The organism is Novipirellula methanifontis (assembly GCF_052161655.1).
Classification (GTDB): domain Bacteria; phylum Planctomycetota; class Planctomycetia; order Pirellulales; family Pirellulaceae; genus Novipirellula.
The window spans coordinates 1,812,676-1,834,844 of sequence record NZ_CP197418.1; the positions used below are offsets into that span (position 1 = coordinate 1,812,676).

Here is a 22,169-nt window from a genome sequence, read left to right on the forward strand (position 1 = left end):
GAAGCATAGGAGGATGTCAAAATGCGTCCTGGCGTGCTCGCACCTCACAGGGTGCGGTTTCACAGTATTGTTCGGCTAGTCCTCGCAGACAACATACCGAATGCCCGCCGCGATGACATTTTGGGTCGGCTTGGCCGCTGGCGGCCCGATCATTCTGCGGCATGCGGTTTGCTTCCTGCACTTGTGTGTAAACTATTCAATGGGCTTGGGGTGGTTTGGGCCTCGAAATCGACCGCATTGCAAACTTTTCACGCAACCTCGCTTTGGCAAAGCAAATGATTTGTGCCGTATTAGACTGGGGGTTGTGTATCCCTGCACACAATTGCCGTTTTGCGTGTTAAACTATCCCGCCCGGATGGATGCATGAAACTTATCGTTCCTACCGCGAACCTATGAAAACGACTCAACAAGTCTACGATTTCCTCGCACCTGCATCTCAGCCCGATGATCTCGGGATGCTCGGTTCGTATCGAGTCATCAGTGAGTTGGGTAAGGGGGGGATGGGGTATGTATTTCGTGCCGAGGACACGCGTCTAAAGCGAACCGTCGCCTTGAAGGTGATGAACAAAAAGATCGCGGCGACTCCCAACAGCCGGACTCGATTTGTCGAAGAGGCTCGCGCGATGGCGGCGGTCCATCACGACAATGTGGTCGTGATCTTCGAGGTCGGTGAGCGCAGCGGGACTCCTTTTATGGCAATGGAATTGCTTAAAGGGCAGACGCTCGAAGCGTTGAATTTGAAAAAAACGCAGTTGGGCTTCGAGAAAATCCTCGACTTTGCCAAGCAGATCGCTCGTGGGCTCGCTGCGGCGCATGCGAAAGAGATCGTCCATCGCGATATCAAGCCAGCGAATATTTGGATCGAAGAAGGAAACGATCGAATCAAGATCCTCGACTTCGGGCTGGCCCTTGCCCAGACTCCGGTGGATCGGCTTGCAGGAACAGGGTCGGTGATCGGGACTCCGGGGTATTTGTCGCCGGAACAGGCTCGTACGGATCCGCTGGATGATCGAAGCGATTTGTACAGTCTCGGAGTCGTTTTGTACGAGTTGTGTACTGGGCGATTGCCGTTGGCTTCGTCGTCCGTCTCAGGGCAATTGGTCGCGATTCTGTCGCACAAACCGAAGCCAATTCGTGAATTGAATCCTGAGATCCCGGCTCCGCTTGCTGAATTGGTGCAGCGATTGTTAGCCAAGGAAGCACGTGAACGTCCTTCTTCGGCACGTCATCTCGAGGAAGAACTGCAGCGGATCGAGGTTGAGTGTCATGCAAAATCCGAAGTGGCTCTCGCGATCAACAAATTGCAGCTCGGATTAAGTGAAGTCGTCGGCAAGAAACAAAGCGATGACATCTTCGGCGATAGCTCAATCGAAGTCGTGGCAGAAGACGTTCCTGATCCGTTTGCGTTTCCATCCATGCCGGTTGCGCCGGCTGCGATGCCCGGTCCTTTGGCTGCTCCGGCGCCGAGAGGGCCGATGAGTGCGCCGGCACAACGACCGGTCGCCAGCAAGACTCCTGCGTCTGCAATCGATTGGAAGCAGTATGCACCCTTTATCGCAATTGGTGTGCTGGCCTTGTTATTGATCGTCGTTGCGATTTTTGCGTTTGTCGGCGGTGGGACAAGTGGTCCGACCACGATTGCGGAAACGCCGTCTGTCAACAGTGCAAATAGTGAAACGCCGAAACGTAACCAAGTCAGTCAACCAGCGAAACCGCCCGCGAACCCAAGTGCCAATGCTGCAGCCAAAAAAGATCCGCCTGCAGACAAACCCAAGAAAGGGGGCGGTAATCGCAAGAACCAAAACAATAAAAATCGAAACGATGCAAAGGCCTCTGAGGATTCGAAGCCAGAAAAATCGAGCAATCCTAAGCCAGACAAACCTAAACCATCGATGGTTGACGTTGCGGCTGTGAAATCCAATGCAGATCTAGTTTCAAATGCGCCGGCGTCATCGGATCTACCGCCTGATTATGATTCGATGAAAAATCTGCAGCCGGCGAGTGATGCGACCGCAAATCCTCCGGCGTCCTCGATCCCGGTTAAAACGGTTGCGATCAGCTCTGCCGATGGCATCGGAGCCGACTCGTCGGTTCGACGCGGCGCAGGAGGTGGCGATCCGATGGGGACCAACCAAGCGATGGCAATACAAACGCGGAACAACGCAGAGCTCGAGCATGCGTATATGCGTTTTGATCTTGGTGTGATTGGCAAAGAACGAGCTAAGATCCAAGACACAAAGTTGGTTCTGACGCTGGTGGGCGACGAACTGCCTTCCGATTCAGCGTTGCGATTGTATGGAGTCGATACGCCTGCGGCTGAACGATGGCAGGAATCAGGTCGGTTCGCATTGACCTGGAATAATTCGTATTCGAAACACGGTTTGGATTCCTTGCCCCTTTTGGCCGAAGCGGTTTTGACCGAGAAGGACAATGGCGAGGATCGTCAAATTACAATCGGCGGCGAAGTGTTGACCGAGTTTTTGCGAAGTGCCAAGAGCCGCTCTGTGACGCTGATTCTTGCCGGCGGACGAGCCGACAACAGCTTGCTGGCATTTTCAGCTCGCGAGCGAGATCCGGCCGAGGCGCCAAAATTGGTGCTCGAACTCCCCACCCCCTAGCGGGCTGTGCACCCTCGTGCTTCCTGTCCGCATTCGTGTAGACTCTGCGGAATCACCTGCCCGTCGATAATCCGTTCTGAAATGCGGGTTGTCACGTTGCAAGATGAATCAAATGGGGCCAATCGCTACGTTGCTACTGCGGCCTTTGGCGTTATTGGGCGGGTCACGTGAGTCGCACGTGTGACACATTTTGGTTCATTTCCCATCCGATCCCGCAGCGAATCGAACCCGCAGCGAAACTAGGTAAACGCGATCCTATGCCAAACCAACTGAAACCCTCCGTTTGTATTGACGCCGTTTTCGAGAACATGCCGCTCGGTGACGCGGTCAAGGCCGTGGCGGATGCAGGAATCAAAGCGTTCGAATTCTGGTGCTGGTGGGAGAAAAATCTCGACGAACTGATCCAGCACCGCGACGCGAATGGTATGTCGATTTCGGCATGTTGCACCAAGTTTGTTTCGTTGGTCGATCCTGAAAAACGCAGCGAATACTTGGCTGGACTCCAAGAATCGATCGCGGCCGCCAAACAGCTCGATTGTCCTATTTTGATTTCACAGGTCGGCGACTTTTGCCCCGGCGTTTCGCGTCAAGAACAACACCAATCGCTGATTGATGGATTAAAGGAAGCCGCGCCGATGCTCGAAGCGTCCGGCGTCACGCTCGTGATCGAGCCGCTGAACGAATTGGTCGATCATGTCGGGTACTATCTTGTTCGCAGTGACGAGGCGTTTGGAATTATCGATGCGGTCAACAGCCCGCGTGTGAAAGTCGTGTTTGACATTTATCACCAACAGATCAGTGAGGGACACGTCATCCACAATCTGATGCAGAACATGGACAAGATTGGGCACTTTCATGCCGCAGGAAACCCGGGGCGTCATGAGTTGACTTTGGGCGAATTGAATTACGAGCAAATTTTCGCCGCGATTCAGTCAAGCAATTACGACGGTTACGTGGGGCTCGAGTATTGGCCCAAGCACGATCCAAGCGAAGGGCTTCGTCAGGTCGCTCGTTGGTTCACGACTTCCTAATAGTCCATTACGCACGGCGTCGACACTTCGCCAATCTTATTGAACGAATTCAAGGGGCATACATTAAGCCTCTGCAAACCTAGAGACTTCATTGAGCGACTTGAAAAACGATTTGCCCGATTCGGATGATTCCACCTCGCCGCTGCCGCGTCAGAAACGCAAGGCGGCGATTGCGTTTATACTGCTGACCCTTTTTGTCGACATTCTGGGCATTGGGATTGTGATTCCCGTTTTGCCTGAGTTGATTCAGGAATTGATCGGGGTCGAAGAATCCGGCGCCAGCTTTTATGTCGGCGTGATCGGTGCGTCATACGCGTTGATGCAGTTTCTGTTCGCACCGATTCTTGGGGCACTCTCGGACCGCTTTGGTCGTCGACCGATTTTGCTGGTGTCGCTGTTTGGGCTCGGAGTTGATTTTCTGATTCAAGGCTTCGCCCCGAATATTTGGTGGTTGTTTGTTGGCCGTTTGCTGGCCGGGGTGATGGGCGCTAGTATCACGACGGCGAACGCCTATATCGCGGACATCTCGACCGATGCTAATCGGGCTCGAAACTTTGGCTTGGTGGGGATGATGTTCGGACTCGGATTCACGATCGGGCCAGCGCTGGGTGGGTTGCTCGGGAGCTACAATTTGCGCTGGCCGTTTTTCTTGGCTGCGGCACTTGCGCTGGTGAATTGGTTGTATGGCTACTTCGTTTTGCCTGAGTCGCTTCCGAAGGAACGTCGCAGCGAGTTTCAACTTTCCCATGGCAATCCATTCCGCACGTTGAACCAATTAAAGGTGTACCCATTTGTGGTCGGATTGACGGTCGTCTTTTTGTGCAAGTCGCTTGCACAACGCGGCTTGGAAAACGTGTGGGTGCTGTACACCGGATATCAATTCGATTGGGACGCGGCGGCCAATGGCAAGGCACTTGGCTTAGTCGGCATTACCGCGATTGTCGTGCAAGGTGGTTTGGTGCGTCCCTTTATCAAGCGTTATGGCGAACGCAACGCAGTGCTGTTTGGGACGTTTATTTCAGCGGTGGCGTTTGCGGGTTACGGATTGGCCAACCAGGCGTGGATGATTCCCTGTTTGATCGTATTCGGTTCACTCGGTGGATTGGCGGGGCCGGCGATTCAAAGTTTGATTTCGGGAACGGTAAGCGATTCGGATCAAGGCAAAGTGCAAGGCGCACTGACGTCGTTGGTCAGTTTGACAAACGTGATCGCCCCCATCTTTTTCACCGCGGGATTGTTCAATTATTTCACTGGCGAGTCCGCTCCGGCGGAAATCCCAGGAGCCCCGTTTTTGGCTGGAGCGGTGTTAATTGCCATTTCGCTGATCGTCGCAATTCAAGTCTTTTACCGCTTTCCAAGGACCGAATCGGTCGTAACCGAGTCGAATTACGACGCAAGTTGATTTGTTGCTCGACTTTGCCCGTCTGATCGCCTTATACTTGACGCTTCGCGGGTGATGGGCGGCAGATCTCCTGTGGACTCTTTTCTTCTCGTTTTCTGTCGCAGACACGGGGGATGACACGTGCGCTCGACAGGCTCAGTTTGCGGAAGCTTCGTTTGGTCGGTCCCGAGGCCTTCGCGTCGCTGGCGGGTTCGCAGCGGGTTCACCCTCGTTGAACTGCTGGTTGTGATCGCGATTATCGGCGTGCTCGTGGGGCTGTTGTTGCCTGCGGTGCAAGCCGCCCGAGAAGCGGCGCGGCGAATGAGTTGTTCCAATAATCTGCGTCAAATCGGATTGGCGTCGCACAACTACCATTCTCTCTACAAGCAATTGCCTCGCAAAAGTCAACCGAGTCCTCGCAGCCATACCTGGGCCGCGTCGTTATTGCCCTTTGTCGAGCAAACGGCCCTTTTTGAAAGTTACGACTTTGGCGTCAATTGGAACAACGTCCGCAACAAAGACGCGATCGCCACTCACGTGGAAACCTATTTGTGTCCCTCCGCTCCGGATAACCACGAGCCCGATCGACTCGGTTCGGGAATCGACACCGCAACGACCGATTACGTTCCCCATGGCGAGATAACCAAAAACATCGTTGATGCAGGTTTTGTCAAACCGCGAGTCAATCGCCGCGGTCTGTTCCATGGATCACGAGTCACTCGATTTCGAGACGTGTTGGACGGGCTCTCCAACACGATGTTGTTAGTCGAGTGTGCGGGGCGACCCCAATATTTTGTCATGGGGCGGCTCGGACCCGCGACTAATAACAATGGCTGTGGCAACGTGAATGTCACCAACTCGCGAGCTTCGCTTGGCGGTTGGGCTAACCCAGGCAACTATATCCCCATGCACGGCTTTGCAGCGGATGGGCTGAGTTGTTCAGGACCCTATGTGATCAACAAGACCAACAACAACGAAGCGTATTCATTTCACGTCGGTGGACTGCAAATCAATCTTGCTGATGGCAGCACCCACTTTGTTTCGGAACAGATCGATGCAGAGGTCTATGCTTCGCTGATTACGTATCAAGGACATGAGATCGTCACCGATTTTTAATCGTGGGCGATCAAAACAAGACGCCGCAAATCGGATTGAGACGTCGCAAATCGGATTGAGGAGCGTGCGGATGGAGTTCGAACCCACACTGAATGCGGATGACGCGAGAGGCGGTGAGCCGCTCGAGAGTGAAATGCGAGTCGATGATCTCGAAATCCAGGACGACGGATTGTTGTCAGGGACGTTCGACCAAAGCGTGCCCGACGACGTTGTCCGGCAACCACGTGTCGTTTGTGCCGAAACAATACAGATGCTGCGGCTTTCGATGTTGCCTGGCGTGGGCCCACGGATTTTGACGGGGTTGCTTGATCGGTTTGGTTCTGCCGAAGACGTTTTGAAGGCCTCCGATGCCCAGTTGGCGACAGTCCATGGAGTCGGCGCTAAATTGGTGCACGTGATCCGAACCGCATCGCATCATATTGATGTGGATGCGATCATCCAGTGGTGTGCTGAGCACGATGTGGCGATCGTCTCATCCGAGGACGAGGATTATCCGAAATCGCTTTTTGATCTTCCCGACGCGCCGCCAATCTTGTTTGTCAGTGGCGATCTGCTGGCCTCGGATGAACTTGCGGTGGCGATCGTGGGCACACGTCACGCGACGACGTATGGATTAAAACAAGCCGAGCGGTTTGGTTATGCGATGGCGCGAGCTGGGATCACGGTGGTCAGCGGGATGGCCCGCGGGATCGATTCGGCCGCACATGAAGGGGCGCTGAACGGAGGTGGCCGAACCATTGCGGTTTTGGGCAGCGGACTGGGCGAGATTTATCCGAGCGAGCACAAGGGACTCGCAAAGTCGATCGCAGCCGATGGGGCGGTGATCAGTGAGTATCCACCCCACGCCAAACCCCACGCAGGGATGTTTCCTCAGCGAAACCGTTTGATCGCCGGTTTGTCACTTGCCACATTGGTGATCGAGGCGCCCGATCGCAGCGGTGCGCTGATCACCGCCCGCTTGGCGTGTGAGTTGAATCGAGAAGTGTTAGCGCTGCCTGGTCCGGTGACCAGTCGAATGTCGCGCGGCTGTAATCAACTGATTCGTGATGGTGCAAAGTTGGTGCAAACGATCGAGGATGTGCTTGAGGGGATTGGACCGATGTGTAATCCCATCGATGCGGGGGATGGTCAATCGATTCGCAATGGGGCGGATTTGCTGCTCAATGAACTCGAGCGAGCGGTGCTAGAGGCTGTGGGTGAATCGAGTACGCCGATTGATGAAGTGATTGTTAAAACCGAACTTCCAGCGCACCGCGTGATGGCTACGATCAGCGTGCTTGAAATGCGATCGCTGATCCGACGTTTAAGCGGGCAATACGTCTCGCGTATTTAGTCGCGGCGGCGTGGTTAGACGAGTGACGTTCGCAGTGGGAGAATCTTGCCGCGAATTTCCGGGCACTTCTCGCTGAACGTCACCAAAAAAACGCTTGTTCCCAGGCTCCTGCCTGGGAACGCACGGCTTTCGAGGCTCCCGCCTCGTCTTTTCTCGCTCGGCAGGCGGGAGCCTGCAATTCATTGGGTTCCCAGGCAGGAGCCTACGAACCAGTGCTGACGTTCACCGAAAAGTGTCTTTTTTCAGGTGATTTTGCCGCCTGCTCAACGGCATGCCCTTTGCTCCTTTATTCTTGACCTCGCAGATAGGTTGCAGCAAGAACAAATGCAAATGGGAACAAGATGGTCTACGTTGGCTGGTATGTCGGATCGGTTATTGGTGCCTTGTTAATGCTGGTCGCCATGACCGTGATGCGTCATGACGAGCGAAAGCACGTCGGACGGTTTGGTTGGATCGTGATCATCCTGCTCTGTCCTCCCCTTGGCTTTCCGCTCTTTCTAATTTTCGCAGGTAAGAAGATATCAGCCGAGCACGCATTGCGTGGCATCGTGCAAATGCCGCCCTGTCCGAGCGTCGAAGTGCACGACCGATGTGGTTTGTCGAGCATTGGCATCCGTCGTGGGCTGGCTCCCTCGACGCCCGGCAATTGTGTCCAGTTGGTGGCCAAGCCCGAAGAAATGTACAAGCATCTATTTGAGTTGATCGACTCGGCAACAGAATCACTGCACGTCCTTAGCTTCATTATGGCGGACGATGATCTCGGTCATAAAATCATTGACAAACTGGCGGCAAAAGCCCGAGACGGCGTCGATGTGAAATTGTTGGTCGATGGTGTAGGGGCGGTGTTGATGCCCGATGACATGCTGCAAACGGTACGAGATGCGGGTGGCGAAGCGATGACGTTCAAGCCCGTCACCCGCTTGTCTCGGTTTGCCTATTTGAATTTTCGGAATCATCGAAAACTGGTGATCGCCGACGGGAAACGGGCACTTGTCGGGGGTGCCAACTTGGTGCAATACGAAATCACCGAGAACCCCGATGATGATACTTGGGTCGATCTTTGTGTGGCGATTACAGGTCCCGCCGCCTGTCAAATCGAAGCGGTGTTTCAATCCGATTGGCGGTTCGTCAATCGGGATCACTCGCTCGACGAAGCGAACTTGCAAGAAGAGAATCCCTGCCATGGCTGTTTCGAATCGAAGCAATGCGAATCGAAACAATGCGAATCGGATAACGGCGAATCGGATAACGGCGAATCGGAAAATGTCGAATCCGTATCCGCGAAATCCGAACAAGACTGTGAGAGCCGTGTCCAAGTAATTCCGATTGGGCCTGATGGGCCGGGCGAAGTCATGGAAGATTTGTTGATCACGGCAATTCAGCGAGCAACGAAGCGGGTGTGGATCGTGACCCCCTACTTCATCCCTTCGTCCATCGCGATGCGATCGCTCGAAATGGCGTGTCGACGCGATATCGATGTGCAGATCATGTTTCCCAACGAGAGCGATATGATGCCGGCTGACTACGCTCGATTCGAATACAGTCGCGATTTGCATGATGCGGGCGCCCGTGTGCTACGGTACCACGATGGCGTCGTGCATACCAAAGCGGTACTGGTTGATGATGAGGTCGCGTTCATCGGCTCTGCGAACTTTGACATGCGTAGTTTTTTCCTCAACTACGAAGTGCTGTTGGCGATTCATGATCCTCGCATCCTCAAGCAGTTCGCAGATTGGTACTCCGCGTTGGCATCTCAGTGTGATGATCGCAAGGAGCCTGACTCGCTCCGCCGCCGTTTCTTTAGTACCGTCGCTCGGATCTTTGGTTCGGAACTTTAAAGCGTCGGTTACGGATCGCTTCCTGCCGCTTGCCGTATGCTGAGGTGTGGCGAAGGGACGTGTTTCGGGGGATGTTTGCCAACTCCCTGGTGATTTTCTGTTCAGCGACTAACATTGACGCGAGTCCCCTGTCGGCTCTTTCTTTGTTTCCTGCTGTGCGTCTTGAAAGCGGTGCAGATGATCTCCACGTTTCTGAAGAAAAACTCTCCGCGGCAAGCACTGCCTGGCATTTGCTTTGTCGCGTTACTGATTTGCGGATTTGCAAACGCCCCTTTGTTATTGGCTCAAGGGGGGGATGGTCTGCGAGCCACCACCACGCTTCCGATTGACCAATTGCGTCAAGCCGACCCCTCGCCGACGCTGCTTGTGGGGGCAGAAGTTGTCACCCATCCCGGTGCGACGCCAAAGGTCATGTCACTGCTGATTGAGGGCACAGCAATCGTCCGTGTGGGGAGCGAATTGGACGTTCCCGCGGGTGCCAAGCGAGTGGATGTCTCGGGCAAGCGGATTTACGCGGGCTTCATTGATGCATTTCACGAGGTGGATCTTCCTGAGACCCCTGTGGTCAAGGGAAAGGGGTATTGGAACCGAAATATAACGCCGGAGTACCATTCCGCTTGGGTGAGTGGTGACAAACAGGCGGACGACGGCAAACGTCGCAGCCAAGGAATCACCACGCAACTGCTCGCTCCGAGTGGCGGCATTGTGAAAGGCCGCAGTTGTGTGGTACTGCTGACGGACGCCGATCATCCGCAGCGGTTACTCAAAGCTGATGTTCTCCAGCATGCCACGTTGACTGTGCCGCGTGGAAAGAAACGTGACAGCTATCCCAATTCACCGATGGGGGCCACTGCACTGCTGCGGCAAGCGTTGTATGACGCGGTTTGGTATCGCGATGCCAATCGGGTTTACGAGCGGAATACGAATTTGAATCGCCCCGAACCGTCGCTGGCACTCGAGCGATTGTCCAATGAGATTACCGAGGGACGTTTCCTGTTCGACGCGGACAACGAACGAATGGCGATTCGTGCCGAAGCGATCGCTGATGAATTCTCGCTCGATATCTTATTGCGTGGTTCGGGACGCGAGTACCGCGGTTTGGACGAGATTGCTGCGACCGGGCGGACGTTTCTGCTGCCCGTCGATTTTCCCAAAGTGCTGGCGACCGAGACGCTTGCTTCGATCAACGATTCGACACTCAGCGATTGGATGCATTGGTACTTTGCTCCTGAAAACCCCAAACGCTTAGACGCCGCTGGAATCCAATTTGCCTTGACCACCGATGGGCTAGAGGATCCGGGAACCTTTCTGAAGCAAATTCGTGTGGCTGTTGATCGAGGACTGCCTCGTGATGTTGCCTTGGCCGCGATCACAACCACTCCGGCAAAGATTCTGGGGGTTGAAGATCGCGTAGGTGAAATCAAAACCGGGATGCTTGCCAATTTGGTGATCACCGATGGCGATCTGCTGGACGAGTCCACCAAAGTGCTCGAAACCTGGGTTGCCGGAACTCAGTACAAAATCGGCGAGGACAATGCTGCGGTCGACGATGCCTTGCTGGGCAAATGGGCCACAACACTGGTGATGAATGACAAGAACGTCAAGGCAGAGGTGGTGTTTGAGAAAAATGAAAAGTCTCTCTCGGGCTATTTCCGTTTGGCAAAAAAGAAGAGTGACAAAAAAGCCAAGCTTGAAAAGTTGATTCGGCAACGAGATCGCGTCTCGGCCTCGGTCAAACTCCGTTCGTTATCGGATCGGTTTGATCAAGGAGTGTGGCAGTTGACCGTGCTGACAGTAAACGAAAATGACCAGGGATCGCCTCGCTTGATGGCCACGATTCTCTCCCCAAGCGGTCAGTCTGAAAAATTGACGCTAAAACACATCGAGGAAACGAAGCAGGACACCAAGGAATTGTCCAAGGAACCCGCGAAGAAAACGGAGTCGCCGAAGGAAAAACAAGAGCTCGCGTCCACATCCGACCCGATCGAATTGGTCTATCCGCTCGGAGCGTTTGGACGCAGTGAAAAGCCCGAGCAGCCGCCATTGGTGATGTTTCGCGGGGCGACGGTGTGGACCTGTGGCGACAAAGGGATCATAAGTCCCTGTGACGTGTTGGTGCGAAACGGCGTGATTGCCGAAGTCGGGCAAAAACTCGCAGTTCCTAAAAACTGTGTGCAGATCGACGCCAAAGGGAAACACATCACCCCGGGGATGATCGATTGCCACTCACACATGGCGACCGATGGCGGCATCAACGAATCGGGCCAGGCGGTAACGTCCGAGGTGCGTATCGAAGATTTTATCGATAACACTGACATCACGATCTACCGGCAATTGGCAGGCGGTGTGACCGCCGCCAATGTGCTGCACGGTTCAGCGAATCCGATCGGCGGACAAAGCCAAGTGATCAAATTGCGTTGGGGCGGGACAATGCAAGAGTTGAAATTTGCCGATGCTCCGTTAGGAATTAAGTTTGCCTTGGGGGAGAATGTTAAACGCGTCTCTTCGCGTTACCCCAATACGCGGATGGGCGTCGAACAAATTTTGCGAGATCAATTTCTAGCCGCTCGGCAATACGAAGCCGCCAACACCGCTTGGAATAACGGCGTCCGCGATCAATTGCCCCCTCGACGTGATTTGCAACTCGATGCCCTTGTCGAAATTCAACGAGGCGATCGTTGGATCCATTGCCACAGTTATCGGCAAGACGAGATTGTCGCCACGCTTGATGTGCTCGAAGAGTTTAACATCCGTATCGGAACGCTGCAGCATATCCTCGAGGGCTACAAGGTTGCCGACCGGATTGCCAAGCATGGCGCGATGGCGTCCACGTTTGCCGATTGGTGGGCGTACAAGTTCGAAGTTTATGACGCGGTCCCCTACAACGGCGTATTGATGCACGATGCCGGTATCGTGGTCTCGTACAACAGCGACGATCCTGAACTCGGACGCCACTTGAACACCGAAGCCGCCAAGGCCACCAAGTATGGCGGCGTGCCAGAGCAGGAGGCATTAAAGTTTGTGACTTTGAATCCTGCGAAACAGCTTCGTATCGAGGACCGTGTTGGTTCAATCGAGGTTGGAAAAGATGCCGACCTGGTTGTCTGGAGCGGGCGTCCGCTGTCGACCACGTCACGCTGCGAGCAGACTTGGATCGATGGTCGTCGTTACTTTGATGTCGATCAAGATCGCGAGCTGAGACAACGCGATCGCGAGCTTCGTTCGCGGATCATTCAAATCGCGTTGCAGGAACCGAAGCAGGAAAAAGCAAAAGAAAAGGAAGACAAAGTCGAAGAAGAGGATCGTTGGACACGAATCGACGTGTTCTGTAACGCAGGGCGAAACGCCGGAGGTGTACAATGAGAATTTTGCAAATCACAAGTTGCTTCGTTGTGTTGTTGAGCTTGGCGGGCGGACGCGAGTTGCCAGCCAATGACCAGATTCCTGGGATTGAGCAATCGCGACCGATCCTGATCCGCGGCGCAACGCTGCATCCGGTCGACGGCGATGTGATCGACGAGGGCGATCTCTTGTTCGACGAAGGACGGATCGTTGCACTCGGCACGAACGTCCAAGCGGAAAAGGGAACGCGGGTCATCGAGGCCGCTGGAAAGCATGTCTATCCAGGGTTGTTCGATGCGATGACCGATCTGGGGCTACGCGAGATCACTGCGGTCGATGTCACCGTGGATCATGCAGAGCGAGGCGAGAAGAATCCCAACGTTCGCTCGTGGGTCTCGGTGAATCCCGACAGCGAGCTGATCCCGGTGGCGCGGGCCAGCGGAGTGTTATTGGCTCATGTCGCTCCCGGCGGACGGTTCTTTCAGGGGCAATCCGCTGTGATGCAATTGGATGGTTGGACCGCCAGCGAGATGAGCTTGTCCGCGCCCAGCGCGATGTGCGTTTCTTGGGGGGCGACCCAAGTCAGCGACGCCGATCCCAAGGCGGAAGCCAAAAAGCGTGATCAGAAGTTAGAGGAACTGGACCAGTGGTTTGATCGAGCCGGCCGTTATGCCAAGCAGCGAGAAGCGGGATCGGTGACCGAGGATATTCGACTCGAGGCCCTGTTGCCGGTGATCGACGGTCGTTTGCCTTTGATGGTTCATGCGGATCGTCGCGACTCGATTGAATCCGCCGTTGCGTACGCTCAAAGTCGAAAATTGAAGCTGGTGATTTACGGCGGGTACGACGCTGCGGACTGCGCCGAGTTGCTGAAGCGTTACGATGTTCCCGTGATCATTGCTGGAACGCTTCGTTTGCCGCTGCGTCGGCACGATCCTTTTGACCATCCTTATACACTTCCGCAGCGGTTGAAAGCGGCGGGCGTGAAGTATGCCATCGGCGGCGAGGGGCCTGGCTATCCAGGCGGCGCGTCGAACGTTCGCAACTTGCCGTACCACGCTGGGTGCTCGGTTGCCTACGGATTGGCGCGTGAGGATGCCGTTCGCGCCATCACGCTGTCGCCAGCGGAAATTTTGGGTGTCAGCGACCGCGTCGGTTCGTTAACGTCCGGCAAAGACGCGACGTTGATCATCGCAGACGGCGATATCTTGGAAACCGAGAGCAATGTGATCGAGGCTTACATCCAAGGACGCAAAGTCGACTTGTCGAGTCGGCATACGATGTTGTTCGACAAGTACCGCCAGAAATACAACCGCGGTCGCTAGAGTAGGCGGGGAAGGCAACGCAATGCGCCGCGAGTGATATCTGTCACTATTCCCAAACTGCGAATACTGCTGAGTTTGTGCATTTTTAGCGTAGTGGAAGTCGTCAAGGCTTTCGTTCCGTGACGCATGCCCCCCGAAACTCTTGGCGAGTTTCGCTACGAAATGCTTCACAGCGTTGTGCTTGCACGCTATGAATTCGCTGCCACGACCTCGTCAAAGCTGTTTAGGTGCATCGAGATGCCGTCAGCTTGTTCGTCCGTTGCCACTGCGATCGCGGCAATGAAGGATTCACGTGGATGAAACGAGAAGAATTTCCATTGATGCTCGCTTTCCAGTTCCGGATTGAGCATCCGGATCGTGGGAGTGTCGTCGTCGATGTTTTCGAACGCAAAATCGGACAGCGGTGTGTTCAGCCCCGTGCCAATCGCTTTGATGAACGCTTCCTTTAGCGTCCATACTTTCAGGAATGCCAACTTGCGGCGAGTCGCGTCGATAAACGAGTGCACGTATTCGATTTCAGGCGTCGAGAAATACCGCGTTGCGAGCTCAGGGTCGGTGCGTCGCTCGAGTCTCTCCACGTCGACTCCCAGCATCTGATGTTTGGTTTGACCAATTCCGCACAACACCAAGCCATCGGTGTGCGCGATATTAAATGGGGTCGAAATTTCAGCCGGTGATTTGACCGCTGGCTTGCCGTGTTGCAGGCAACAAAACTCGATCGACTTGGGCGATACGTTGGCTGCACCCGCGACTTGGCCCAACAAGTGTCTCGCCATCCCTCGCCCGACAATGTGTTGATTTCGGCTAGTCATCACGCGGAATCGATCGGCCCGCTCGCACTCGGATTCATCGAGCCACTGATGGCAGTACGTTTCGATCGGCCCTGGATGCGTGGACGAACTCGTCGCATGCCAAACGCGAACGACCGCTTCGTTGTTTGGTGAGTTCGATGGAGCACGCACGGATGACATCGCAGAGAGACGAGCGGAGGAGTGGGATGTGGGGAGCATGGCCGTTATTTTCGTCAAAACCGTGATAGGCGAAAGGAGTGCTAAAGTCGCGGTAAACGAAAACGTTTGAAAAGGTTCAATGATGGCCGGGGGTGGTGGTCGATTTAATGATAACCGTATCTCGGGTCGGTTGAATTAGATAACACGGTTTTCTTGGGTGAAGAATGCAAACGATTATTTTAGCCCAAATGCAGCAGGCTCAGCTATTGATGTTGGCTGGGTTCGTGATGCTGGGGTGGGTGCTAGCCCGCCGCCAGATCGCGTTGAAGAAACGGGTGAATCAAGACTCGCGGGCCGCGAACCGTGAACTCAAAGCGATTCAGAAACGCAAAGATCCCGTGGTGCCCCTTTGTGATGCTCCCGTGGAAACTCAGCGTTGGCAAGTTGCGATGTTTGATCTGCAGCGTGAACTGACCGCTGAACTCGATACCCGCATCGCCGTCGTGCAGACGTTGTTGCGGCAAATGGACCAGCGGATCGACACGCTTGCGACCGTGCAGCCCGCTGCTTCAGGCCCCAACGCGGATGTGGTTGCCGAGACACGCTCGGTGCTGCAATTGAGAATCGCCGCGCTGAGTCATTCGGGATTGACGGCTCAAGAGATCAGCGAGAAGCTCGAATTGCCCGTCGGCGACGTCGAGCTGATGCTTGGTTCGAGCCCGATCTCGCAAAATCAATAACACTCGCTTCGTGTCTTAAGCGGTTCCAAGTCGCTTCAGACCAAGGATCCACTCTCTCGCTTCGGCAGCAAGAAAGAACGAGCCGCAGATCACCAAGGCACCCCCGGGGCTCGCCAATTCTCGTCCGCGTTGGCACGCGTCGATCGCATCGGCAATGACAAGCGTTCGAGGACGATCGGTGTCGGGCACCATCGCTAACATCTCGTCGGGTTCGCGGTAACGCGGGTTGCCGCTGTATTTGGTCAGCACGAGATGCGTCGCCTTGGGGGCCAAGGCCGCGAGCATCGGTTCGGCCGACTTGTCCCGGCTGGTTCCAAACACAATCGTGATCGCGCGGTCTGGCAAACGATCGTTCATCGTTTTGATCAAAGCGGCGACGGAATCTTCATTGTGAGCGGCATCAATAATCGCGATCACGTTGTCGCCCAAGTTGAATCGCTCGATACGTGCGGTGCAGTTCAGCGTGGCCAATCCCGAAGCAAAGGCGGTTTCAGGGATCGAGAGCCCCGATTCGGCCAACAGGTCAGCGACCGCGATCGCCACGGCGGCGTTGCGAGCTTGGTGGTCGCCCTCCATCGCCAACGCCACTTCGTGGGCATCGCGAAGCGGAGCGGTGCGACCTTGGTAGCAAAGTTTGGATCCCCAATCGGAATTTGGCTCGATGGAAATGGTAAAGTCACCCGCGGATCGCACGGCGGCGACACGAGGCTCCCCAATTGGGGCGGCGGTTTTCCCTAATTGGCAGGTTTCCCCTAATTGGTAGAGCGGGGCATGTTTGTCTGCAGCCGTCGTTTGGATCACCTCGATCGCTTCGGGGCGGATGACGCTCGACACGACGGGGACATTCGGTTTGATGATTCCTGCTTTTTCGGCTGCGATCTCGGCGATGGTGTTGCCCAGCACGTGTTGGTGATCGAGTCCGATGCTGGTAATCGCAGTCACCGACGATGAAAACACGTTGGTGCTGTCGAGTCGTCCACCGAGCCCGACTTCCAAAATGATGGCATCACACGCCTGGGACTGAAAATGAAGCATCGCCATGGCCGTGGTGAGCTCAAAAAACGTCGGTCCTGAGCCCGCTTCTTGATCCATTTCCTCGACCACGCTGCGAATCCGCTCGACCAAACTGACGATTTCGTTGGCGGTGCAAGGGACATGATTGATCTGAAATCGCTCTTCCAGCTCGTTCAGATGGGGCGAGGTGTACAGCCCCGTGCGATAGCCCGCTTTGCTGAGGATCCCGGCGACCATGGCGGCGGTCGATCCTTTGCCCTTCGTGCCGGCAATATGGACAAGCGGGATGGGGGGGATCAGTGAATTTGCGTGGATATGGTCGCCCAATCCGATCCGCTGGGCCAGTTCGGCCATCCGGCGCAGCCGAAATGGATACCTCGTCGGCGTCGTCGAAATCCGTTCGTAATTGATCCGCTCGTACAGGAAATCGAGCGAGTCTTGGTAGCCAGGGGCAGTCATGAACGTGAAACGACTCGAGACGAGGGATACAGCCTACGGAGGCTCTGCGGCTCTAGCTTCCGAAGCCAGAGCGTGTTTTTTAGGCTTTCGGGTAGCGGATTGGCAATCCGTGATGCGTCGCCCGTACGGTTTTGGCAGTGTCCAATACAAACCTGGAGTATTCCATGGTTAAAAATCCGAACCCTTTCCAGGACGACGCCGTAACGTAAAAACCTTTGGAACCGGGCATTTTATTCCCGGGATTCCAAATCGTTACGATCCCATTTTTCTTCTTCTCAACACAGAAAGCGTTTGCTCGTGGATACCGATGCTGCTGCGGTCGCTGAGTCTGCCGGCCAACCCGCTCCGAATAGTTCTGCGGACACCGATTCGGGGGTGGTCATTGAAACCCGAAACCTGAGCAAGATCTATCGCGACTTTTGGGGCCGAAAGAAGGTCCACGCGCTCAAATCGCTCGATATCGAAGTTCGCCGTGGCGAAATCTTCGGTCTGCTCGGTCCCAACGGTAGCGGCAAATCGACGACGATCAAACTGATCCTCGGGTTGTTGTTCCCAACCAGCGGCCGAGTGCTGGTGTTTGACAAGGACGCGACTGAGACGAGCAAAAACGAGCGAATCGGCTATTTGCCCGAGGAATCGTACCTGTACAAGTTTTTGACCGCCGAGGAAACGCTCGATTTCTACGGCCGGCTGTTCAATATGTCCGGCGCTCAGCGAAAGAAACGCGTCGACGAATTGATCAAGTTGGTGGGGCTGCAAGGTGCCAAACACCGCCAGCTTCGCGAATACAGTAAAGGGATGACGCGACGAGTCGGTTTGGCTCAGGCGCTGATCAACGATCCCGACCTGATTTTGCTTGACGAACCGACCACGGGCCTCGACCCGATCGGGACTCGCGAAATGAAGGACTTGATCCTCGCCCTGCGTGACCAAGGCAAGACGGTTCTGCTCTGCAGCCACCAACTCGCTGACGTTCAAGACGTTTGCGACCGGGTCGCGATTCTGCATCAGGGCGAATTGAAGGAGCTCGGGCGTGTTTCAGATCTGTTGAAGGTCCAAGACATCACCGAAGTTCATGCTCGCGGATTAAGCGAAGCGGCTAAGACCGAAATTGCCGATGTGATCAAACGACACGGCGGAACGGTCGAATCGATCGACAATCCAACGACGACAATGGAAGATCTGTTCTTGAACATTGTTCGTGAAAGTGAAAATCGCCCCGGAGCACGTCGCGTGACGAGCGGAAGTGACGTGACGGAGGAAGCCGGTCAATGACGCTACAACCTGAGGATTTCTGGTCATTTTACGAATGGCTTGTCCGTCCCAATGCGTTTCTCGAAAGTGCGTTGCTGCAAGGCGTCGTGTTGTTCGTGCTCGCGATTGTGTTGGGATTGATCATTGGATACATGGTCTCCGCCGCCCGCTATGGGCCAAGCGAAGGTTTTTACGCGGTCGCCCGCACGGTTCGCGACCTGATTCGTTTCGACTTGCCCGGCACCTCGGCACGCCGCGTGATGGCGCTGGCCCGGTTGGCGTTCAAAGAAGCGATTCGGCGAAAAGTGTTGTTTGTGGTCGGCTTGTTTGTCGTTGGCTTGTTGCTGGCCGGTTGGTATTTGAACCCCGAAAGCGACGATCCCGCTCGACTTTACATCAGCTTTGTTTTGACTGCGACCAACTATCTGATTCTCGCCTTGGCGTTGTTCATCAGTGCGTTTTCGCTGCCCGCGGACATCAAGAGCAAAACGATCTATACGATCGTGACCAAACCGGTGCGTCCTACCGAAATTGTGCTCGGCCGGATGTTAGGCTTTGTCGCCGTGGGAACGGTGATGATGGTTCCTATGGGATTGGCGAGTTACTTGTTCGTCACACGTGGTTTGCGTCACACGCACCTCCAGGTCACTGATGTACGTGAGCTCAGCAATGGCCGACTCGAAGGCGAAACCGATTACATTCGCGGCCACAAACACACCTTTTCGATCGACCCTGATTCCGGAGGCCTGGGACTAACGGACATGGTTCGTGGGCATCGTCATGTGGTTACCCAAGCCGATGACGACACATTCACGATTGGGCCAGCAACCGGTGCCCTGCGTGCTCGGATTCCATCCTACGGTGAGGTCCAGTTCTACGATCGCCAAGGCGATAGAAAAGACGCCGGTATCGACGTTGGTAACGAAAAGGTCCAAGAGGGTTACGGAAGTGCCGGGATCGCGCGTTTGGTAGGGGTCACGCAAGGCCCACGCCGCGCCGAACACGGCTACATCGAAGGCGGAACCTTGGGCGTTGCCGAGTTCACGTTCTCTAATGTGACTCCGGAGCGTTATCCCGACGGGTTACCACTGGATATGTCGATTCGAGCCTATCGCTCGTTCAAAGGCGACATCGTGACCGGGATTCGTGGTTCGATCACGATGAAGCATCCGGGTAAAGGGACAGCGGTCAGCAGTAACCCGATCACGTTTATCGTCGACGAGTACACGGTCGATGAAAAATTATTGCCGATCAATATCGAAGGCACCGACGGCAACGAAACGCGGATGCTGAACGTGTTCGAGGATTTGGTTGACGAGAACGGTCAACTGATGATCCAGATTCGATGTTTGGACCGTAGCCAGTACCTCGGGGTCACCAAGAGCGGCATTTACTTGCGTCCAGGTGAAAACAGTTTCGGTTGGAACTTGACCAAGGCCTACATCTCGATCTGGTTGCAGATGACGATGATCATCGCGTTTGGTGTGATGTTCAGTACGTTCCTCAGTGGTCCTGTGGCAATGGTCGCGACCGCCGTGTGCGTGTTGCTGGGATTCTCGGCCGAACAGGTTTACGACACTCGCTACTACATCGATTCGGGAATCGAGCGAGGTGGAGGACCGATCGAATCGGTGGTGCGTATTCTGAAACAGGATGCGATGACGACCCAGTTGGACGTTGATGCTCTGGCCGGCAAGGTGATCAAAGCGGTCGACGCTGGGATTGTCTATACGCTGGATGCGATCGCAACGGCGCTGCCGAACTTGCCCAAGATGGTCAGTACGGCGGAGTATGCGGCTAGTGGTTTCGATATCTTTGGTGCGTTGTTGGCACGCCATGCTGCTGCAACGCTTGGCTATTGCATTTTGGCATTTGTTGTCAGTTACTTCTTCTTGAAATCGCGTGAGATCGCGGCATGAACCGAACTAATGTCCTCAGTCGCAAACTTATCTACCTCGTCATCCTGTTGGCCATGGTGGTCCCCTTGTACATGCTCGGTCAACCGAGCGGTGGCAGCGGGGATACCGGCGGTCAGCTAACCGAGATGCGGGATAAGTTTAATATCGCCGAAAGCGACCTTGGCGAAATCAGTCCGGCCAGTGAAACAATGAAGCTTGCTTCGTTGGGGCTTCGCGGAGTGGCGGCAACGCTGCTTTGGAACAAAGCTCATCACTACAAAGTGCTGCATGAATGGGATCGTCTGAAGGCGACGCTCAACAACATTGCACTGCTGCAACCTCACTTTGACAAAGTTTGGGAGCACCAGGCTCACAACCTTGCCTACAACGTTTCCACCGAGTTCGACGATTATCGTCAACGCTACGAAATGGTGCGTGAGGGAACGGAGTTTCTGTCCAAAGGTGTCCGTCAAAACCGTAACGCACCCCGTTTGGTTTGGTACACCGGATGGTTCTATGGCAACAAGATGGGCATGTCGGACGAGAAGACTCAGTTTCGAAAACTGTTCTCCGAAGACGAAGTGTTACACGAATCATTGATGCAACAAGGCATCGCAGTCGATAGCCCCGAAGCACGTGGTCCTTACTTCAAACCCGACAATTGGTTGGTCGGACGTTTGTGGTTGATGCACGGTTACGACATCGTCGATTCGGGCGTTAAAATCCGTCGTCAAACACCGCTGAACTTTTTTGAAACGGGACCGAAGTGGCGAATCAAACACGCCGAATCGATCGAAGAAGAAGGCGTGTTGGATGACCGAGCTCAGAATGCTTGGCAATTGGCATCCGAAGGTTGGCGTGAGTTTGGCGAGCGAAGTGTGCCAACGACCGCACCCTTCACGATCAAGTTGGGCCAATTGGACGAACTCGTCCGACTCAAGTCGCTCCGCATGGAAGAGTTTAAAAAGATAGTCGGCGATGCTGCGTCAGGACTGAACGATCACTCGGATTTCATGGGCCTAGCCAAACGAGCTGATCCAAAGTTTCGACTGCAAGCGATTGAGTTGGCAGGCGAAATTGTGGATCTCGAAGAACGGCGTAACAAGACCGATGGCTACAGGAAACAGATCAACTATCCCTACTGGGACACCTTGTCACTGGCTGAGCAAGAAGAACGAACCGTCACCGCACGTCGTTTGATCTATGAAGCCGAGAAAGCAAATGAAGCGGCCGAACTGGATAACGCGATCGATTTGTATGAGCAAGCGTTTGCGATCTGGGCTGAGATTTTCGACGATTATCCGATCCTGACGATCGATGATTCGGCCGAGGATTTGATGCAGTCCATTCGCCGTTATTCGGTTGCGATCGATAGCGAAGAGTTGCCAGAAAACTTCCCTCTCAACGCGTTCGTCGAAATGATGGCGGGCGGTCGCGAAGTCAGCTCGGAGGTCTACGAAGACATTCGCATCACGCAAAAGGAAAAGGCGGAAGAACGCAAGAAAGAGCTGGAAGCCGAAGAGCGTGAGCGAGAGCAAAAAGCTGCGGAAGAGATGAAGGCAGCCGAGGAAAAGAAAAAGGCAGCGGAAGCGATGAAGGTTGCTGAAGAGAAGAAGGCTGCCGAGGAGGAAAAGAAGGCTGCGGAAGAGAAGAAGAAGGAAGAAATAAAAGCAGAAGAAAAGAAGGAGGCGGCGTCCGACGGAGAATCGAAAGTCGAAGAGCCGGAAGTGAACGAAGAAGCCAAGGTCGAAGAGGAACCTAAGGCTGAAAAGGAAACCGAGGTTGAAAAAGAACCTGAGGTCGAACAGGAGTAGGCCGAGTTAAATTGCGTTTAATAGCGCCGCTTCGACAGACCGACCGAGCGGCTGTC

15 protein-coding genes are annotated in these 22,169 nt (G+C 54.7%); 12 read left to right on the plus strand and 3 right to left on the minus strand.

Going from position 1 to position 22,169, the window contains the following annotated elements; translation table 11 throughout:
* Positions 1-16: 16 nt before the first annotated feature.
* Positions 17-163 carry a hypothetical protein gene (locus tag SH528x_RS06435; RefSeq protein WP_442509698.1) on the minus strand — a complete coding sequence of 49 codons (147 nt, stop codon included), beginning with the start codon at positions 161-163 and terminating at the stop codon, positions 17-19.
* 229 nt (positions 164-392) lie between these two features.
* Between SH528x_RS06435 and SH528x_RS06440 the strand changes: the two genes are divergently transcribed.
* The 8 genes from SH528x_RS06440 to SH528x_RS06475 all read left to right on the plus strand — a co-directional run bounded on the left by SH528x_RS06440 (position 393) and on the right by SH528x_RS06475 (position 13,984).
* On the plus strand, positions 393-2,618 hold the full coding sequence (locus SH528x_RS06440) for a protein kinase domain-containing protein (RefSeq protein ID WP_442509699.1): 2,226 nt from the start codon (positions 393-395) through the stop codon (positions 2,616-2,618).
* Positions 2,619-2,875: 257 nt separating this feature from the next.
* Positions 2,876-3,649: a hydroxypyruvate isomerase family protein gene (locus SH528x_RS06445; RefSeq protein WP_442509700.1), complete on the plus strand. Its 774-nt coding sequence runs from the start codon at positions 2,876-2,878 to the stop codon at positions 3,647-3,649.
* 91 nt (positions 3,650-3,740) lie between these two features.
* Positions 3,741-5,051, plus strand: coding sequence for a TCR/Tet family MFS transporter (locus SH528x_RS06450; protein WP_442509701.1), 1,311 nt, complete (start codon positions 3,741-3,743; stop codon positions 5,049-5,051).
* Between the two features lie 120 nt (positions 5,052-5,171).
* Positions 5,172-6,146 carry a DUF1559 family PulG-like putative transporter gene (locus SH528x_RS06455; RefSeq protein WP_442509702.1) on the plus strand — a complete coding sequence of 325 codons (975 nt, stop codon included), beginning with the start codon at positions 5,172-5,174 and terminating at the stop codon, positions 6,144-6,146.
* Between the two features lie 70 nt (positions 6,147-6,216).
* Positions 6,217-7,479: a DNA-processing protein DprA gene (dprA, locus tag SH528x_RS06460; RefSeq protein WP_442509703.1), complete on the plus strand. Its 1,263-nt coding sequence runs from the start codon at positions 6,217-6,219 to the stop codon at positions 7,477-7,479.
* A gap of 341 nt (positions 7,480-7,820) precedes the next feature.
* Entirely contained in the window at positions 7,821-9,317 is a 1,497-nt protein-coding gene (locus SH528x_RS06465; protein ID WP_442509704.1) for a phospholipase D-like domain-containing protein, read from the plus strand.
* 177 nt (positions 9,318-9,494) lie between these two features.
* Complete coding sequence (locus SH528x_RS06470) at positions 9,495-12,680, plus strand: amidohydrolase family protein (RefSeq protein WP_442509705.1); 3,186 nt, start codon at positions 9,495-9,497, stop codon at positions 12,678-12,680.
* The gene (locus SH528x_RS06475) at positions 12,677-13,984 is read left to right on the plus strand and encodes an amidohydrolase family protein (protein ID WP_442509706.1); all 1,308 of its coding nucleotides are present in this window, start codon (positions 12,677-12,679) and stop codon (positions 13,982-13,984) included. The genes SH528x_RS06470 and SH528x_RS06475 overlap by 4 nt, the downstream gene beginning before the upstream one ends.
* Positions 13,985-14,172: 188 nt before the next feature.
* Here the strand turns inward: SH528x_RS06475 and SH528x_RS06480 are convergent, their stop codons facing one another.
* Positions 14,173-14,994, minus strand: coding sequence for a 4'-phosphopantetheinyl transferase family protein (locus tag SH528x_RS06480; RefSeq protein WP_442509707.1), 822 nt, complete (start codon positions 14,992-14,994; stop codon positions 14,173-14,175).
* Between the two features lie 164 nt (positions 14,995-15,158).
* On the opposite strand from SH528x_RS06480, the gene SH528x_RS06485 reads away from it, so the two are divergent.
* The gene (locus tag SH528x_RS06485; protein WP_442509708.1) at positions 15,159-15,674 is read left to right on the plus strand and encodes a hypothetical protein; all 516 of its coding nucleotides are present in this window, start codon (positions 15,159-15,161) and stop codon (positions 15,672-15,674) included.
* Between the two features lie 15 nt (positions 15,675-15,689).
* On the opposite strand, the gene SH528x_RS06490 is transcribed toward SH528x_RS06485, so the two are convergent.
* Positions 15,690-17,147 carry a bifunctional folylpolyglutamate synthase/dihydrofolate synthase gene (locus SH528x_RS06490; RefSeq protein WP_442509709.1) on the minus strand — a complete coding sequence of 486 codons (1,458 nt, stop codon included), beginning with the start codon at positions 17,145-17,147 and terminating at the stop codon, positions 15,690-15,692.
* A gap of 297 nt (positions 17,148-17,444) precedes the next feature.
* Between SH528x_RS06490 and SH528x_RS06495 the strand changes: the two genes are divergently transcribed.
* The 3 genes from SH528x_RS06495 to SH528x_RS06505 are packed head-to-tail and all read left to right on the plus strand — an operon-like array spanning position 17,445 to position 22,113.
* Positions 17,445-18,422 (plus strand): ABC transporter ATP-binding protein, encoded by a 978-nt coding sequence (locus SH528x_RS06495; protein WP_442509710.1) that lies wholly within the window; start codon positions 17,445-17,447, stop codon positions 18,420-18,422.
* Positions 18,419-20,320, plus strand: a complete 1,902-nt coding sequence (locus SH528x_RS06500) for an ABC transporter permease (RefSeq protein ID WP_442509711.1) — start codon at positions 18,419-18,421, stop codon at positions 20,318-20,320. The genes SH528x_RS06495 and SH528x_RS06500 overlap by 4 nt, the downstream gene beginning before the upstream one ends.
* Positions 20,317-22,113, plus strand: a complete 1,797-nt coding sequence (locus SH528x_RS06505; protein WP_442509712.1) for an IRE (iron responsive element) — start codon at positions 20,317-20,319, stop codon at positions 22,111-22,113. Before SH528x_RS06500 ends, SH528x_RS06505 begins: the two co-directional genes overlap by 4 nt.
* Positions 22,114-22,169 lie beyond the last annotated feature (56 nt).